Source organism: Binatus sp. (SeqCode), assembly GCF_035272065.1.
GTDB lineage: Bacteria > Desulfobacterota > Binatia > Binatales > Binataceae > Binatus.
In genome coordinates this window covers 37983-54329 of record NZ_DATEQZ010000059.1, presented here as the reverse complement: position 1 = coordinate 54329, position 16347 = coordinate 37983, and the positions used below count along the sequence as shown (strand labels likewise).

The following is a 16347-nucleotide window of genomic DNA, read 5'->3' as shown; positions in this document are numbered from 1 at the left end:
TCAGCGGCTTCAAGTCTATCTACTTCGACAATCGCGGAACCGGGCTCAGCGACAAGCCTGACTGTATCTACACCGTCGAGGGCATGGCCGATGACGCGAGCAATCTGCTGCGCGCGCTCGGAATCGCAAAAGCAAAAGTGTCGGCGTATCGATGGGCGGGATGATCGCGCAGGAGCTGACGCTCAGGCATCCAGAGCAGGTCAGCAAGGTCGTGCTTGGATGCACGATGGCGGGAGGGCCGACGGTGAAGATGGCGTCGCCGGAAATTATCGAAAAATTGATGACTGCGCAGAAGATGATGCCGACCGATGCCGAGAAGGCCTTCGACCTTCTGCTGCCTGTGCTCATGCAGCAGGAATTCGTCGCCGAGCATCCCGAGATCAAACAGATGATGATCGCGGGGATGAAATGATGCCGCCGACGCCGCCGGAAACCGCGGACCGCGCGATGGCGGGAATCCAGACGTTCAACGCGTACGACCGACTCGAGCAAATCAAGTGCCCGGTGCTGATCGTGCACGGCGACAAGGACGTGCTGGTGCCGGCGGAGAACTCGAATATCATCAAGAGCAAGATCCCGCAGGCCGAGATGTACATAATCCCGGGCGCGGGCCACGCATTTCAGGCGGCCGACCCGGTCGGCATCCACCAGAAGATCGTGGACTGGCTGAGGAACTAGGCACTCACAAGCCGCGCGGCTCGTTCGAGCGATACTGCGCCCGGGTCGAGGAGCGCGGTGATCGCGTCCTCTTCCCAGTCAGACGCTGCGACCGCCAGCGGATCTTCGGGACGCACGCGATGCTCGACGACCATGCGCGCGAGGACCATGCGCCGCGCGTCGCCGCCGTTGGCGCCGGCGGTCGCGCCTTCCCAGGTCATCAGCGCGGCGCTCGCCACATTATAAAGAGCGTCGGTCGCGAGACGGGCTAATCGTTCGTGCTTCGGCTTGGCTGCGACCTCGCCGGCGAATGCGACCGCGCGATCGATTAGCTGCGCGATTTCCGCGCGAAACGCGGCAGGCGCTGCGGTCGCTGCCTGGAGCTTCGCTTTCAGCACGTGCCCGAGCGCCTCGTGACCGCCGGATTTGGCGACTGCGCGATTGATCACGTCGAGCGCGTTGATATTGCTGGTGCCCTCCCACAGCACGCCGATGTGCGCGTCGCGGATGAGGCGCGAGTTGACCCAATCCTCGATGTAGCCGTTGCCGCCGCGCACCTCCATTGCGCCCGTCGCGACGCGGATGTTGTCGCGGCACGCGCGGAACTTCAGCACGGCGGTCAGGATGCGCATCACGCGCTCGGCTTCCGCGTCGCCGGCGCGCGCCCGGTCCATCATCGTCGTGTCGTAAGTGAAAACCGAAAGTGCCTGTTCGGTCGGCACCATCAGCTTCATCAACTGGCGCCGCAGCAGCGGATGCTCGATGATCGGGCGGCCGAATGCGGAGCGATGACGCGCGACCTGGAGCGACTCGTTGAGACATCGGCGCATCATGCCGGCGGCGCGCGCGCCATGCGACATACGGCTGAGATTCACCATGTCCATCATCTGGCGCAGGCCGCGGTCGAGCGCACCGATTTGGAAGGCGATCGCGCCTTCGAGCACAACCTCGCCGCTCGCCATCGAGCGCGTGCCGAATTTGTCCTTGAGGCGAGCGATTCGATAGTTGTTGCGCTCGCCGTTTTCCAATCGCCGCGGCATAAGGAAGAGCCCGAGCCCGCGCGATCCTGCGGCCGCACCGTCAGGACGCGCCAATAGTAACACGACGTCGCCGTCAACCGCGGAGCAAAACCATTTGTCGCCGTAGAGCCGCCAGAAATCGCCCTCGCGCTTCGCAACCACGGCGCTGTTGCCGAGGTCGGAGCCGCCGACGCGCTCGGTCATGTATTGCGCGCCCTTGAAAATCTCGTCCATTTTCTGCGACAGCATGCGGCCGAGGTAGCGCGACTTGAGGTCGTCGTTGCCATAGTTCTCGACCAGCACGGCGCCGGTGTCGGTCACGCTGATCGGGCACATCAGGCCAAACTCGGCCTGCACGAACAGGTACTGGAACGCGTACTTCGCGATGTAGGGCAGAGGCTCGGGCCATCCGAGCACCCCGGACCGATGCGCCATCGCATGCAGACCAAATTCGCCGAAACCGATTCGCTCCATCTCGCGATAGGCGGGATGGAACTCGACCCAGTCCTCGTCGCGGCCGAAACGATCGCGCGAATGGAGCACGGGCGGGTGCTTGTCGGCGATTTCCGCAAGCTCGTCGAGCCGGCCGCCTGCGAGTTGCCCGAGGCGATCGAGATGAGGCTCCATCGCGGCGCGCAACCGCGGTTCCATGTGGAGATCGAGCAGGTCGCGCAGCCCGCGGTCGATGCGGTAAAAGTTCATCCCGCGGCAATCGGGCGCGACCAGGGCCGCGGCGGTATGGTCGCTTGCGAGCTTGTCAGAATTTACAAAAGCCATAGGAAATTAGAAGTAATCTTTTCGCGCCGCATTGGCTACAAACGTGAAAACGGGAATCTCGGCGGACGAAGCGCGACGGATTGCGCTCGCGGCGCAGGGGTTCGCGAGTCCACGGACGTCCGCGCGTCCCGACCGCCGGCATTTGCGACGCGTCATTGCGCAAATCGGGCTGCTGCAAATCGACTCGGTCAACGTACTGGTGCGATCTCACTACATGCCGCTGTTTTCGCGCCTGGGTTCTTACGCGCCGGAAATGCTCGACTCGTCGTGGCTCGGTGCGCCTGCCGATCGAGAGCTGTTCGAATACTGGGGACGCATGGCGTCGTTGATGCCGTTCGAATTGCATCCGCTGCTCCGCTGGCGCATGGCCGAGGCGGCCGAGAATCACAAGGACAGTGACACAAGGGTTGCTACTCTCGAGCGCCGGCGGCCGGGCTTCATGCGGGCGGCGCTCGACGAGATCGCGGAGCGAGGCCCGCTGAGCGCTCGCGAGATCAGCGGCGCGGGCGCAAGCAAGGGCGGATGGTGGGGATGGAGCGATGGCAAGCGCGCGCTCGAGGCGCTGTTCGCAGCGGGGCAAGTAGCGGCAGCGGGGCGACGCGGCTTCGAGCGGCTGTACGACCTTCCCGATAGAGTTATCCCGGCGCGAGTGCTCGCGATGCCGACTCCTGCAATCGAAGACGCACAGCGCGCACTATTGCGAATCGCCGCGCGCGCCCTCGGTGTGGGTACTGAGAAAGATCTCTGCGATTACTTTCGCATCCGCATCGGCGCAGGCAGGCATCGCATCAGGGAACTCGTCGAGACGGGAGAACTGATGCCCGTTAGCGTCGAAGGATGGCCGGCGCCGGCGTACCTCGAGCGCGATGCCAAGTCGCCGCGCAAGCTGGATGCGCACGCCCTGCTCTCTCCGTTCGACTCGCTCGTTTGGGAACGCGCGCGCACGGAAAGAATCTTCGGGTTCCGCTATCGGATCGAGATTTATACTCCGTCGGCGAAGCGCAAGTACGGTTACTACGTGTTGCCGTTCCTGCTGGGAGACCGGCTGGTCGCCCGCGTCGATTTGAAATCCGATCGCGCAACCCGGACGCTCCTCGTTCAGGGAGCGCATTGCGAACCCGGCGTCCGACCGAGCGCAGTGGTAGAGCCGCTGATGCGCGAGCTTGTCACGATGGCGCCGTGGCTGGGCCTCGAACGAATCAAGGTGACGCGACGCGGTGACCTCGCAAAGAAGCTATGCTCAACGCGCACGTAGTGTGCGACAATAGTTCCAGACTTTTTCAATGACTGGTGAAAACGCCGGTCGTTTGATACTGCTTGCCCGCTACTAAAGCGTCGAGGGCGAGCGCACGTGCCGGCAAAAGTCTGGATCGGTGTCGATATCGGCGGCACGAAGACGGCGATCGTCGTCTCACAGCGGCTGCCGGAGGTCAGCGACCGTCTCCAGTTCGCCACCATCTCCGCCAAAGGACCGAAGCGCGCGCTCGATCAGATAGGTAAGGGAATCAGCACGATGCTGAAGAGGCGCGGGATCTCGCGCTCGGCGATCCGCGGTATCGGCGTAAGTTGCGGCGGCCCGCTCGATCGAGTACGCGGGATTATCCAGTCGCCGCCCAACCTTGCCACGTGGATCGATGTTCCAATCAAGACGATCCTCGAGCGGCAATTCGGCGTTCGCTGCAATCTCGAGAACGACGCGAACGCCGGCGCGGTCGCCGAGCATCGCTACGGCGCGGGGCGCGGAACCGACAACATGATTTTCCTGACGATGGGCACGGGACTTGGCGCGGGAATTATCGTCGACGGGCGGCTCTACCGCGGCACTGACGATCTCGCCGGCGAGATTGGGCATGTGCGGCTCACGCGCGGCGGTCCTGTCGGATATCACAAGCGCGGTTCAGTCGAAGGATGGGCGAGCGGCGGCGGGATGGCGCAGGTCGCGATGAGCGCCGTCGCGGATGCGCGCAAGCGCGGGCATCGCACGACGCTGACGGCGCGTCGCAGCCTATTAACGGCTCGCGACGTTTGCGCGGCGGCGAAGCATGGCGATGTCGTCGCGATGCGCATCGTGCGCTCGACCGGCGAGCGGCTCGGACAGGTTATCGCGATCCTGGTGGATGTTTTGAATCCACAGCGAATTGTGATCGGCGGGCTGGCGATGCGCACGGGCGACATGATTCTGGGACCTGCACGCGAGGTGATGACGCGCGAAGCGTTGCCCACGTCTGCCGCCTCTTGCCGGGTGGTGCCGGCGGCGTTGGGCGAGCGTATCGGCGATGTTGCAGCGCTGTGCGTCGCGGTGGGACTCTAAGCGGCAAGGCGCGGTTCATGGAGCATCTTTATTTCGTCGTTCACACTCACTGGGATCGCGAATGGTACCAGCCGTTTCAGCGGATGCGCGCGCGTCTGCTGACGATGATGGATAAGATGCTCGCGCAACTGGAGAGCGGCGCCCTGCCCTGCTTTCATTTCGACGGCCAGACGATCGTGCTCGAGGATTACCTCGAAGTGCGTCCCGACAGCGCGCGCCGAATCGCAAAGCTGGTGAAAGCCGGCAAGCTCCAAATCGGCCCGTGGTACCTGCTCGCGGACAGCTTCCTTGCGAGCGGCGAAGCGCTGATTCGCAATCTCGAGATCGGCACGCGTATCGCGCGGCGATTCGGCAAGTGCGCCGAGACCGGCTATCTGCCCGATCAATTCGGTCACGCCGCGCAGCTTCCGCAGATTCTTTCGGGCTTCGGGCTCAAGGCCGCGGTCACTTTCCGCGGAGTGGGACGCGAAGTGAATCACAATCGATTCATCTGGGAAGCGCTCGACGGCAGCGCGCTGTTCACGGTCTTCCTGCCGTTCGGCTATTTCAACGGCGCCAGCATCCCGACAGATTCGGCTGATGCGACGATCGCGCGAGTGAACGAAATCGCCGCACGGGAACGCGAGTTCTCCGGCGGCGCTCCAATCCTGGTGATGAACGGCAACGATCACGCGGAACCCGACGTCGCGGTGTTCGAGCGGTTGAAGGAAGCGGCCGGGCGCGCGCTGTTCACGGCCGAGGTCGGCACACTCGACGAATACATGGCGCGGCTTGCCGAGCTTCCCGTCGACGGCACACCTCGCGTCCGCGGGGAATTGCGATCGCCTGCGCGTTCGAATCTCACGCCGGGCGTCAGCTCGTCGCGAGCGTGGATAAAGCAGCGCGATTTCCAGAACTCGTACCTGCTCGAGCGGATTGCCGATCCGCTGGCCGCGCTCGCTTCCCTTTCGAGTCGCGCCGACGACTTGACCGCGCTGCTCGAGGTTGCGTGGCGCACGGAGATTCAGAATCATCCGCACGACTCGATCTGCGGATGCTCGATCGATCAAGTCCATCAGGATATGCGCTACCGCTTCGATCAGGCGGCGATGATCGGCGAGATCGTTGCGCGCCGCGCCTCAAACGCGGTGCTTGCGACGCGAAACGGTGGCGACCCCGCAATCGCAGTGTTCAACCCGACGTTCGCTCGCCGCGCGCTCGTCACCGGTGAAACAGAAGTCGAGGATCCGCACGCGAGCTACGTCGCGATGGACAGCGACGGGTGCCGCATTCCCGTCGCGATCGATATCGCTCGGCTGGCGCGGCCATTCGAAATCGAGTTGAAGGGAGCGGACTTCAAAGGCTTGATCGCCGGCGCCCAGGTAATGGGCCAGTATGTGAACCGGTTCGAGCTCGAACGCGATGGGGACAACCGATTCGATCTGCGCATGTTCGTCAGCCGGAGCGCGGCGGGCGATTTGGATCCGAATGACTTTCGCCGCCGAATTCTTGAAGTCCCCGACGAAGCGATAGTTCGAATCCGTGCTACCGCCGCCGCGCGGGCGCAGATCACGTTCGTGGCCGACGCGCTCACGCAGGCCGGCTTCAGTCTTTATCGGCTCGTTCGCTCGGACGAACCCGCTGCTGGTACGCCGGCAAGTGCGCCTGGAGGCGAATCGATCGAGAACGAATACTTCAGGCTCAGCCCATCATCGCGCGGATTGAAAATCGACGATTTGAAGAACAACCAGGCGCTTGAGATTTATTTCGAGGATGATGGCGATCGCGGTGACGAATACAACTTCGACCCGGTTGCCGATTCGGCGGCAATCTCGAAGCCGGCGTCGCTCGCCGCTCGCGTGATCGAGCACGGCACGGTGAAAAGCCGCATCGCCCTCTCGTCGGTTCTCAATCTTCCGAGTGCGCTCACCAAAGATCGCTCGGCGCGCGCGGCGGAGACCGTTGAGGTTCCGATTCAACTGACGGCCACCATCTACGCGGGACTGCAGCGCGTGGATTTTGATGCAGAGATTGATAATCGCGCGCGCGATCATCGAATTCGCATCGCGCTGTCGACGCCTATTGCCGCGTCAGAATCGCTCTCGGACACGAATTTCGGAATCGTCCGCCGCTCGATCGATCCAACCGAGCCGGCTGGCGTGACTGAAGACATTTATCCGACGGCGCCGCATCGGACGTTCACCGCGGTGCAATCGGCGGAGTTATCGGCGGCGATGATGAGCCGCGGCATCTACGAGACCGAGGCTAGGCGAGACGCCGGCGGTACGACAATCCTGTTGACGCTGCTCAGATGCGTGGGATGGCTTTCGCGCAAAGACCTGAAGATGCGCCGCGGCGACGCGGGCCCGGAGTTCGAGACGCCGGACGCGCAGGAAATCGGCCCACATCGTTTTCAATTCGCCGTCACGACCTGGCGCCGTTCGTATGCCGACACAGGCGTGGTGCAGTTGAGCCAGGCGTATGCATATCCGCCGCGCGTGTTCCAGGCTCGCTCCGCGATGGATGTGTCGGAGAATCGCCTTTGCGCCTGCGACAACCCGCGAGTGGAGTTTTCCACCGCGCGCGCGACGGACCGCGCCCGCGCGTACATCGTGCGCGCGTTCAGCGCTTCCGAGTCGCCGGAAACCGCGCGATTCAGCTTCGGCGCCGGCCGCAAAGCTCGACTGGTCGATCTCGCGGGCCGGCCGTTGAAGGGCGTCAAGCTCAAGCGGCGACGCGACGGCTCCGTCGAGATGGAGCTGCGCCCGTTTCAGATCGTGACCTTCGAAGTTCGATCGTCCACGTCGAAGTCGCGCCGCGCCTAAGGCACTTCCGCTCCCAGTTGCGGGAACACTTTATCAACGGCCCTCTTCCTTTTGAAAAAGAGACGGGCCAGCGCGTTTAAACGCCAGCCCGACGCGAACTGGTGAAAGGGGGGCAAACACCAGTCAGCGCCCTCCTTTGTACCAAAATGCCGGGTGAGCGTCTATCTGTCCCGGAGAACTCGCGGCGCACTGCTGGTCATGCTCTGGTCATGCTACATCGCCATCGGGGCTTTCTTGCCGACGTGACCGCCCTGGCTCTCGCAGGATTTGGCGTCGGTGGTGATGACGTAGCCTTTGCCCTTGCACGAATTCTTGCCCTTGCAATCGTTCGTTGCAGTCTTGCATGCGCTCTGCCCTTTGCATGCATTCGCGCCCAGGCACTTGACTTGCGCCGCTTGGGTCGAAGGGCTTGGCGCGTCTCCGGCGTTGACTACGCTACCGGTGAATGCCAATGCGACCGCTGTCGCGAGCATAGCTCCTGCCACCTTCGTTCGCTTCATCAGATAGTTCTCCCTTCGAGTTTGCCGCGAATTTCCGCCGGTCCATTCCGGCCAATTCGCCGTCGCTGAAACAAGTTAAGTTGCCGGACGATGCAGTCTGCTTCGAAACTAGTCTCCGCGTCAAATTCCCCACTCGTCAAGAAAAGACCGGCGATCCCATTGCGGGGCACGGGGAAATGATCCAGACACTACGTTGAGGCGGGAAAATCCGTATCTCACGCAAAGGAGAGTCCGATGCCAGATAAGACGTACAAGATAATCGAGGTGGTCGGCGTGTCCGAGGACAGCGTCCAGCAGGCGGTGCGCAACGCAATCATCAAGGCGCGCCAGACGCTACGAAATGTCGACTGGTTCGAGGTCAAAAATATTCGCGGCTCAGTGAACAAGAAAGGCGATCCAACGTTCCAGGTGGAAGTGCGGATCGGATTCCGCCTCGAAGGCGATTCCGTCGTTTGAGAAACCCTCTCACGAGGAATCAAAGAATGGGGCTGGATTCGCGTCAGTACAGCCCATCTCTCGACAGGTCGCGCGCGAGCGAGTTGGCGAATTCCAGCCCGAGCAACTGGCGAAGTTTCGGCGTCGCGCGTTCCAGCACGGCGGGCGGAACTTTCGCTATCTCCGAATCGAGCGGCCGAATCACCTTCAGGCCATAGTTGATCAAAAGCGCCACGCGCGGCTGCTCGCTGTGATTTTGCGAAGTGTCGTGCCACAGCAGTCCGTGCGAAATGATCGCGTCGCCGGCCGCGCCTGTAATCTTGATCGCCTCGCGCGCGAAATCCTCGCGATTCGGCCGCGCGCATCGCAACTGGCTCCGCGGCGCGACCAGCGTGGCGCCGTTCTGTTCGGTGAAATCCTGCAGCATCCAGATGACCTGGACCATCAGGGGCGGCCGGACAGCGAACGGCCCACGCATCGCCCAGTACGGATAGTCAACGTGAACCCCCATCTCTATCGCGCCGGGATAGAGAATCCGCGCGGAGTACGCGCCTAGCGTCATGTCGTCACCCAGCATCGCCTCGGCGATTTCGATAAGCGCCGGATGCTGCACCATGCGCTCGAAAATCTCGCCATGCGCGAGCAGCCCGCGAATGTGTTGCTGGCCGGTCCTCTCATTGCGTCTGCCGAACGTGGAAGCGGACGGCGACTCCGCGATTTCCAACGCGCGAGCGCGCCTGCGCCGCTTCGGACGCGGCCATCAAATTCGGCATCAGCACGAATCCCGGCCCATCGATAAGCTGCTCGACGATCGCGGACAAAGCTGCCATGGCGGTCTCCTTCACGCTTCCCGAGGATCGATTTCGCATAGCACAATCGCGCCTGCTTGATCGAAGCTGTATATGGAAGATCGGTTATCGCGCGGCGGGTGCGAGTATCGCGAGCGCGATTTTGTGCAGCTCGCGATCGCCGGCGGCGATGATCTGCCCGCCGTCGTAAGGCGAGCCGCCCGACCAGCTCGTCACGATTCCACCTGCGGCCTCGATAATCGGAATGAGCGGCTGGATATCGTAGGGCTGCAGGCGCGATTCGATCACCAGGTCGATAAAGCCCGCGGCGACCAGGCAGTACGAATAGCAATCGCCGCCGTAGCGCCTCATCCGCGCCTTCGAGGCGACCTCGCGAAACGCCTCGCGTTCGCCCGGCCCCGAGAACATCGCGGGATCGGTTGCGCACACGATCGCGTCTTCGAGCCGTCGACATTCGCGCGCCTTAAGCGGGTTGCTTGAGCCGCCGCGCCTCAGTTCGGCGCCCAAGCGTGAACCGACGAACGTCTCGCCCGTGTAAGGCTGATGCATCACGCCGATCACCGGCCGTGCGCCGTCGTTGAGCGCGAGCAAAACGCCCCAATGAAGTTGCCCGATGATGAAGGCGCGCGTGCCGTCAATCGGATCGATGATCCAGGTCAGTCCGTCGGTACCGGCCGCGAAGCCATGCTCCTCGCCGAGGATTCCGTGGCCGGGATAGACGCGCTGAATCTCGTCACGGATCGCTTGCTCCGCTGCACGATCGGCGAGCGTCACCGGATCGTAGCCAACGCCAGCACTCTTATTCTCGACCGCGAGGCGCACGCGAAAGTACGGCAGGATCGTGCGCCCCGCGAGGTCCGCCAGATGGCAGGCAAAGGCGGTGTACTCTCCGATCGCGCGATCGTCCATCATCGTCATAGGCTGGTCTCGCCGGAAGGCGGCGGTTACGGGACTTCGGTGCTCGCGTCGAGCCATGCGAGCATCAGTTCATTTACCATCGAAGGATCGAGCGAGGCCGCGCCGCCGCCGTACACCGCGCCGCTGCGCGCGGGCGTCGCCGGCGGATTCTTCGCGTAATCGACACCGGCCGCGATGTCTCTGACAAAACGCGTCGCCACCCCCGGCAGCGTCTGCGGCAAGGTGACGCACAGATGAAAGCCCGCGGGCTTCTGAAGCCCGTTAAGGCGCCATCCACGCTCCGCGAGAAAATCGTTGACGTGGTAGATGTCCACCTTGTCGGACGTGAATGCGATGCAATACGTCGGCTTGCCTATAATCTTGAGCTCCGGAATTTTTGCGGCCCCCGACTTGATCGTGTCCGCTGCCTTCATGATGCGGCGGGTCGCCTTCAGGTATCCTTCCTCGCCGAGCGTGACCATCGCGGCCCAAGTCGATGCGCTGATTCCCTCGGAGCGGCTGCCGGCAACAGTGGGCGACGCATACAAGCCGCCCTGCCAGTCGGTCATCGCAAAGTACATGCGCCGGCGCAACGCGCGATTGCGAAAGAGCACGACGGACGCGCCCTTCAGCCCATAGCCCCACTTGTGCGTATCGCAGGACATCGAGGTGACGCCCGGCAGGCGGAAGTCGAACGGCGGAATGTCGTAGCCGAGCTTTGCGATCCACGGCAGGATGAAACCGCCGAAGCAGCTATCGACATGCAGACCGACTCCGGCTTCGAGCGCGAGGTCGGACAACTTCTCGATCGGATCGATCAGCCCGTGCGGATAATTCGCCGCCGAGCCGGCGATCGCGATGGTGTTGGGGCCGATGGCGTTCCGCATCGCGTCCACGTCGGCCAGGTAATCGGGACCGACCGGAACGCGGATCAGCTTGATACCAAAAAAGTGCGCACCCTTGGAAAATGCCGGGTGAATCGTATCCGGCACCACCATCTCGGGCGCCGTGATTTGGCGCTCGGCCTTGGCTCCCTCGCGATACGCCAGCATCGGCAGAATGATGCTCTCGGTGCCGCCCGAAGTGATCGCGCCGCAAACGTCGGCCTGCGGATCCTTCTCGCGCGCCAACTCCGCGCCGAGCATCCGCGCAGTCATCGCGATTACCTCGCCCTCGAACTTGGTGCCGCTCGGGCACATGTCGCGCTGGAGAAGGTTGACATGCGAGAAGAGCGAGAACACGCGGTTGAGGTACGCGTAGTGCTCCATCCCGCCATGGTAGTAGGTGCCCGAGATCTGACCGGTCTGCCAGCGCGCGTTTTCCTCGCGCGCGATGCTGCGCAACTCGCGCATGACGTCCTCGGGCCGGCGGCTCTTACTGGGCAACTCGCGATAGGTCTCGAAGGTTTCGCGATAGGGAAACATATCGCCGAAAGGTCCGGTGGACTCTTGCTGCTTCTTCGCTGCCTTGGGCATGGCACGACTCCTTGGAGATGTCTCGTCGATTTGAATACTAGTCCATCGCCAAGTTCAATCCGACGCGCGGGCGACGGGGTTGAGGCGACGGTAGATCACGCGGTTGCGCTTGTAGAACTCCAGGAACTCGCGGAACTGGCGATCGTACAGGCGCCGGTTGGTCTCGATCGGCCGATACTCGGCGGCGATCTTCACCTTTGCGGATATTTCCTCGACCCCGATCTCACCCAGCGCCGCAAACGCCGCCATCGCAGCGCCCACCGCGTTGGCATTGCGCGGATTGGCGACCTGTCGCACCGTGCATCCGAGGACGTCGGCGTGGATCTGACACCACAGATCCGAGCTCGCGCCACCGCCTATGAAATTGAGCTGCTCGAACGGCCGCCCGATGAACTTCTCGACGTGGCCCTTGAGCCATCGCAGGTTGTACGCGACGCCCTCCATCACTGCGCGCACGTAATGACCGCGGCCGGTACGCACATTCTGATTGAAGAAGGCGCTCCTCGTCGATGCGTCCTCGTGCGGCGCGAACACGCCGTTGATCCATGGCGTGAAGATCAATCCGTCGCTCCCCGGCGCAACCTCCGCGGCGAGCCGATTCATGTCGGCGTAAACGTCGTTGGGAGAATTCGCGTTGCCGGCCGGGTACAGGAGGTCTTTCAGGAACTCGATGCTGCGTCCCGCCGCGCCCTGCTCCGCGCCGACCATGTAGCGGCCCGGCAGCGCGGCCGGCATCGCAGTAAGCATGTGCAGCGGGTCGGTCTTCTTCGCCGGCACGTGACAGCTCATCCACGACGAGGTGCCGATATAGAAGTAGCCCTCGTAGTCGCGCACTGTGCCCGCGCCCAAGGTCGCCGCATGGCCGTCGGCGGAGCCCATCACGACGCGAGTGAAAGGCGCCAGACCCAGCTCCGCGGCGACTTCGGGCTTGATCGTGCCGAGCACGGCGTTGACCGGCCGCAAGTCCGGCAGCTTGGCGCGATCGACGCCGGCCATCGCGAGCAACTCGGGGACGTAGTCGATCCTGTTAGGATTGCGAATGTCGGTCAGCCAGTAAGTGAACATCGTCGCGTACGAAGCCGCGAATTGTCCGGTGAGCCGCAGGTTGAGGTAATCCATCGGCTCGAGAAACTTGAAGGTCCGAGCATATATCTCGGGGCGCTCATTCTTGATGAAGAGGATATGGCCGAGGCCGTCGACGCCCGATTGAACTGGCGCGCCGCCCGTGAACCGCAGCCATTTCAGCACCTTGAACAGGCCGTAGCCCTGGATGCGCGGCCATCCGCCCGAGATCGCGCGATTGTATTTCGCGCCGCGCGTGTCCATCCACGAGATCGCGTTTCCGATTGCGGCGCCGCCCTCGTCAACGGGCACGGTGACGGCCCATAGAGTGGTGCACGCGACGGCGATGATCTGTTGCGCCGGCACGCGCGACGCCGCGACCGCCTCCTTCGCCGCATCGCAAACGGAGCGCCACCATTCCTCGGGATCCTGCTCGACCGCGCCCCCCTCCATCATCTTCGTAGTCGTATGGCGGATTACCGACGCGACGACTTCGCCCGCGCTCGAAACGACGGCGGCCTTCGTGCTGCCGGAGCCCATATCGATGGCGAGCACGCATTTCAGCGGAGTGGAGGAAGGCATCGATGAGTTCCGCCCGTGGTTTGTAACTATCTGATGCTTGCGTGAGCGCCTAGTCTTCCATAAGCGCCTGCAGATCGGAGACCGCCTCGACGAATTCTTCCATGAATTCTTTTACCACCGCGCGAGTTGATTTCACGCTGTCCACCAGACCGACGCCCTGGCCGACGAAATAGGTGACCATTTCGCGCGCCTTCGCGTTGCCCCGCTCGGCCGCGAGATCGGCGGCGTGGAGAGCGGGTTCGCTGATGAGGCTCTGCAGCGGCATCGGCAGCGCGCCGGGACTGCCCGGTCCCTCCCACGCGTCGGTCCATGTCGAACGCAACTGGCGCGACGGTTTTCCCGTTCGGCCCTTGGAACGGATGGTGTCGCGCGAGCGCGCTTCGATCATTTTCTCGCGAAAGATTTCCGAGGTCTCGGATTCTGTCGTCGCCAGCCACACTGAGCCGGTCCACGCCCCGGCCGCGCCCATCGCCATGCACGCGGCCATCTGGCGGCCGGTCATGATGCCGCCGGCGGCCAATACGGGAACGTCGCGGATTGGCTTGATCGCGCGAAGAACCTCGGGGATTAGCACGATCGTCGAGACTTCGCCGCAATGGCCGCCGGCCTCCCCGCCTTGCGCGACAATTATATCGACTCCCGCCTTCACCTGCCGCACCGCGTGTTCCGGCGCTCCCACCAGCGCCGCGACCGGCACCCCGTGCTGACGGCCCATGTCGATCATGGCCTGCGGCGGCACGCCGAGCGCGTTGGCGATCAATTTGATCGGATGGTGAAACGCAAGCTCGAGGAGCTTCAGCGCGTATTCCGGCTGAAACGGGACTGGCGCATCCGGAGACCGGACGCGCCCTTCTTCAATCGCTTGCGAGGGCTCTATTCCACTCCTGGAAAGAAGCTCGCGCACGAAATCCTTGTGTTGCTGCGGAATGTGTTCGACGAGCGAGCGCGTCGTGACGCTCTTGTCGTACCTGATCGAGAGGTTCTCCGGAATGAGCACGTCGATGCCGTAGGGCTTGCCGTCGATGTGATCGTCGATCCATTTCAGCTCGAGCTCGAGCTGATCGAGCGTGAAACCGGTCGCTCCAAGCACTCCGAAGCCGCCGGCCCGGCTCACGGCGGCCACTACGTCGCGGCAATGGCTGAAGGCCAGCAGTGGAAAATCGATGCCGAGCATTTTGCAAATCGGTGTTTTCATTCAGGCAACTCCTCGCAGCTCATGACGCAGGGCCGGGCTGAATGCGGATTACTGACGGCGCGGGCGCCTCAATGTGCCAGGCCGGGAAATCCGAGTTCGATGTCCAGATTGCACCACTCTTGTCGAAGTCGATTTCGCGCGTGAACGTGACGCGAGTAGGGAGCGGATACACGGTGAAACGCTCGGTCGCGGGATCGAAGCTCATCAGCGTGTCGGAGGTGGTGCCGCATACCCAGACCGTATCGGTGCGCCGGTCCACATTGAGCGCATACGGAGTTTCCACTCCGCCGGTGGGCAACTTCCAGGTCTTGAACTGCCTCGTATCCGGATTGTAGCGCGCGATCAGACCGGAACTGAATCCCGGAATCCAGAGATTGCCCTTCGAGTCGAAGCGCATGCGCCGTGGGCCGCTGAACGGAGTCTCGACCACCCGGATTTCGCCTGTCTCTGGATCTATCCGTCCGATTCGGCGCGCGTTGAGCTCGCTGAACCATACACCGCCGTCGGGGGCGATATCGATTCCGTATGGCACCGGCAGCGTCGCGCCTTCGCCGGTCGACGGCGGAGAGAAACCAAGATGCTCCGACGCCCACATTACGAGCGGCATCGCGCGAAGCGCCAGCGCCTGCGCAAAGCTCGGCGCCGGCAACTGGTAGACGCGCTGCTCGCCGCTCGATGGATCGATCATCCCGACGCCGTTGCTGACCGCGAGCGTGTACCAGACCCTGCCCTTGCGATCGATTCGCATCGTATGCGGATACAGCCCGTCCTTCTGCTCGTATATCGTCCAGCCTTTTGTGCGTGGATTCAGATGCGCCACCTTGTTGCCGAGGCAAAGCGTCACCCAAATCGTACCGTCGGCGGCCACTTGCAGGCTGTGCGGCGCGACGCGCGCGGTCGCACCCTGCGATTGCAGGAGTCCCGAGCCGTGGAACACGCCTCCGATCGGCGAGTCGCCGGTCGGAATCGGGAACTCTTCGCGTTGGTTGGTGCTTGGATCAAGCCGGTAAAGCCGGTCTCCTCCCGTATCCACCGCCCAGATCGCGCCGTCGGGATGAACTGCGATATCGTGCAGCATCGAGGCCGGCGTGCCGACCTGCCATTCAGTTATGACGGCAGTCGCGGCGCGGCCCTCAGGCGCAGGCGGCGCGATGAACTCAGGCTCGGTCAGCTTGCCCAGATAATTCTTGTCGTCGTAGGCGGCGTTCAGCGCGGCGGGAAGTTCCTTTTGCAGCTCGGGCGAGATTGTGCCGCCCATCCGTCCCATCTTGATGAAGATCGCGTGCCAGTCCTCGTCGCTTCTTTGCACGCGGGTGGCCCAACTGCCCTGCTGATGGCAGTACGCGCACTGGCGAACGAACTCTTCGCGCCGCGTGTCACTGGAGAGCCGCTCGAGCACCAGCGGTGTCCATCGGTTCGCCGGCAGTTGCCATGCAAGCTCATTGGGATCGGTCTCTGTGATCATCGTAAGAGTCACGCCGCCGGCGTGGTCTTTCAGGGAGATCCCGTTCTCCGAAATATCCTTGTATCCGACCCTGCGCACCCGCTGATCGTAAAGGCCGCGTTCCAGCGCCGGCATTCGGAAGCTGCCGTCTTTCGCTGCGAACACGCTGGTACTGCGTTCGAGCTCGCGATTGGTGATCGTAATCGTCGCGCCTTCAACCGGTCGCCCGTTCTGATCGCGGACAACGCCGGCGAAAACGCCGGGACCGCCGGCAAACGCGCTCAGCCGAAATCCAGGCGCCACTGCCATCACTAACGCAACGGCAACGAACCAGGCCCGAAGTCCGCGCGCCTGCGTCATTGCAGGCGATTCACCGATAG

The 16347-nt window shown here is 63.1% G+C and carries 14 protein-coding genes and 1 pseudogene; 6 read left to right on the top strand and 9 right to left on the bottom strand.

Features of this window, described 5'->3' with window-relative positions; all coding sequences use genetic code 11:
* Window positions 1–148: 148 nt before the first annotated feature.
* Both VJX68_RS11700 and VJX68_RS11695 read left to right on the top strand, forming a co-directional pair.
* A pseudogene (locus VJX68_RS11700) lies at window positions 149–412 on the top strand (alpha/beta fold hydrolase); the annotation flags it as partial.
* The gene (locus VJX68_RS11695) at window positions 412–678 is read left to right on the top strand and encodes an alpha/beta fold hydrolase (RefSeq protein ID WP_324095873.1); all 267 of its coding nucleotides are present in this window, start codon (window positions 412–414) and stop codon (window positions 676–678) included. The pseudogene VJX68_RS11700 and the gene VJX68_RS11695, both read left to right, overlap by 1 nt.
* Here the strand turns inward: VJX68_RS11695 and VJX68_RS11690 are convergent.
* Window positions 675–2453: an acyl-CoA dehydrogenase family protein gene (locus VJX68_RS11690; RefSeq protein ID WP_324095872.1), complete on the bottom strand. Its 1779-nt coding sequence runs from the start codon at window positions 2451–2453 to the stop codon at window positions 675–677. The two genes, VJX68_RS11695 and VJX68_RS11690, sit on opposite strands and share 4 nt — an antisense overlap.
* 43 nt (window positions 2454–2496) lie before the next feature.
* Here VJX68_RS11690 and VJX68_RS11685 point away from each other — a divergent pair, with 43 nt between their 5' ends.
* The 3 genes from VJX68_RS11685 to VJX68_RS11675 all read left to right on the top strand — a co-directional run bounded on the left by VJX68_RS11685 (window position 2497) and on the right by VJX68_RS11675 (window position 7568).
* The gene (locus tag VJX68_RS11685; RefSeq protein ID WP_324095871.1) at window positions 2497–3708 is read left to right on the top strand and encodes a winged helix-turn-helix domain-containing protein; all 1212 of its coding nucleotides are present in this window, start codon (window positions 2497–2499) and stop codon (window positions 3706–3708) included.
* Between the two features lie 96 nt (window positions 3709–3804).
* Window positions 3805–4764 (top strand): ROK family protein, encoded by a 960-nt coding sequence (locus tag VJX68_RS11680; RefSeq protein WP_324095870.1) that lies wholly within the window; start codon window positions 3805–3807, stop codon window positions 4762–4764.
* 17 nt (window positions 4765–4781) lie between these two features.
* Complete coding sequence (locus tag VJX68_RS11675; protein ID WP_324095869.1) at window positions 4782–7568, top strand: glycoside hydrolase family 38 N-terminal domain-containing protein; 2787 nt, start codon at window positions 4782–4784, stop codon at window positions 7566–7568.
* A 212-nt stretch (window positions 7569–7780) separates the two neighbouring features.
* On the opposite strand, the gene bufA2 is transcribed toward VJX68_RS11675, so the two are convergent.
* Window positions 7781–8068 carry a BufA2 family periplasmic bufferin-type metallophore gene (bufA2, locus tag VJX68_RS11670; RefSeq protein WP_324095868.1) on the bottom strand — a complete coding sequence of 96 codons (288 nt, stop codon included), beginning with the start codon at window positions 8066–8068 and terminating at the stop codon, window positions 7781–7783.
* Window positions 8069–8302: 234 nt separating this feature from the next.
* Between bufA2 and VJX68_RS11665 the strand changes: the two genes are divergently transcribed.
* Complete coding sequence (locus tag VJX68_RS11665; RefSeq protein WP_324095867.1) at window positions 8303–8524, top strand: dodecin; 222 nt, start codon at window positions 8303–8305, stop codon at window positions 8522–8524.
* A gap of 43 nt (window positions 8525–8567) precedes the next feature.
* Here VJX68_RS11665 and VJX68_RS11660 read toward each other — a convergent pair whose 3' ends face one another.
* The 7 genes from VJX68_RS11660 to VJX68_RS11630 form a co-directional block, all read right to left on the bottom strand.
* Window positions 8568–9227, bottom strand: coding sequence for a phytanoyl-CoA dioxygenase family protein (locus VJX68_RS11660; RefSeq protein ID WP_324095866.1), 660 nt, complete (start codon window positions 9225–9227; stop codon window positions 8568–8570).
* Entirely contained in the window at window positions 9178–9333 is a 156-nt protein-coding gene (locus tag VJX68_RS11655; protein WP_324095865.1) for a hypothetical protein, read from the bottom strand. Before VJX68_RS11655 ends, VJX68_RS11660 begins: the two co-directional genes overlap by 50 nt.
* An 84-nt stretch (window positions 9334–9417) precedes the next feature.
* Window positions 9418–10224, bottom strand: a complete 807-nt coding sequence (gene hisN, locus VJX68_RS11650; RefSeq protein ID WP_324095864.1) for a histidinol-phosphatase — start codon at window positions 10222–10224, stop codon at window positions 9418–9420.
* 32 nt (window positions 10225–10256) lie between these two features.
* The gene (locus VJX68_RS11645) at window positions 10257–11684 is read right to left on the bottom strand and encodes a pyridoxal phosphate-dependent decarboxylase family protein (RefSeq protein WP_324095863.1); all 1428 of its coding nucleotides are present in this window, start codon (window positions 11682–11684) and stop codon (window positions 10257–10259) included.
* A gap of 54 nt (window positions 11685–11738) precedes the next feature.
* Entirely contained in the window at window positions 11739–13328 is a 1590-nt protein-coding gene (locus VJX68_RS11640) for a xylulokinase (RefSeq protein WP_324095862.1), read from the bottom strand.
* 49 nt (window positions 13329–13377) lie between these two features.
* Window positions 13378–14523: a nitronate monooxygenase gene (locus tag VJX68_RS11635; RefSeq protein WP_324095861.1), complete on the bottom strand. Its 1146-nt coding sequence runs from the start codon at window positions 14521–14523 to the stop codon at window positions 13378–13380.
* A gap of 19 nt (window positions 14524–14542) precedes the next feature.
* Window positions 14543–16276: a carboxypeptidase regulatory-like domain-containing protein gene (locus tag VJX68_RS11630; protein WP_324095860.1), complete on the bottom strand. Its 1734-nt coding sequence runs from the start codon at window positions 16274–16276 to the stop codon at window positions 14543–14545.
* Between the last annotated feature and the right edge of the window lie 71 nt (window positions 16277–16347).

Coding starts and splice junctions, on each gene's coding strand:
- VJX68_RS11695 (WP_324095873.1), top strand. CDS start 412: ATGCCGCCGACGCCGCCGGAAACCGCGGACCGCGCGATGGCGGGAATC.
- VJX68_RS11690 (WP_324095872.1), bottom strand. CDS start 2,453: ATGGCTTTTGTAAATTCTGACAAGCTCGCAAGCGACCATACCGCCGCG.
- VJX68_RS11675 (WP_324095869.1), top strand. CDS start 4,782: ATGGAGCATCTTTATTTCGTCGTTCACACTCACTGGGATCGCGAATGG.
- bufA2 (WP_324095868.1), bottom strand. CDS start 8,068: ATGAAGCGAACGAAGGTGGCAGGAGCTATGCTCGCGACAGCGGTCGCA.
- VJX68_RS11665 (WP_324095867.1), top strand. CDS start 8,303: ATGCCAGATAAGACGTACAAGATAATCGAGGTGGTCGGCGTGTCCGAG.
- VJX68_RS11655 (WP_324095865.1), bottom strand. CDS start 9,333: ATGGCAGCTTTGTCCGCGATCGTCGAGCAGCTTATCGATGGGCCGGGA.
- hisN (WP_324095864.1), bottom strand. CDS start 10,224: ATGATGGACGATCGCGCGATCGGAGAGTACACCGCCTTTGCCTGCCAT.
- VJX68_RS11645 (WP_324095863.1), bottom strand. CDS start 11,684: ATGCCCAAGGCAGCGAAGAAGCAGCAAGAGTCCACCGGACCTTTCGGC.
- VJX68_RS11640 (WP_324095862.1), bottom strand. CDS start 13,328: ATGCCTTCCTCCACTCCGCTGAAATGCGTGCTCGCCATCGATATGGGC.
- VJX68_RS11635 (WP_324095861.1), bottom strand. CDS start 14,523: ATGAAAACACCGATTTGCAAAATGCTCGGCATCGATTTTCCACTGCTG.
- VJX68_RS11630 (WP_324095860.1), bottom strand. CDS start 16,276: ATGGCAGTGGCGCCTGGATTTCGGCTGAGCGCGTTTGCCGGCGGTCCC.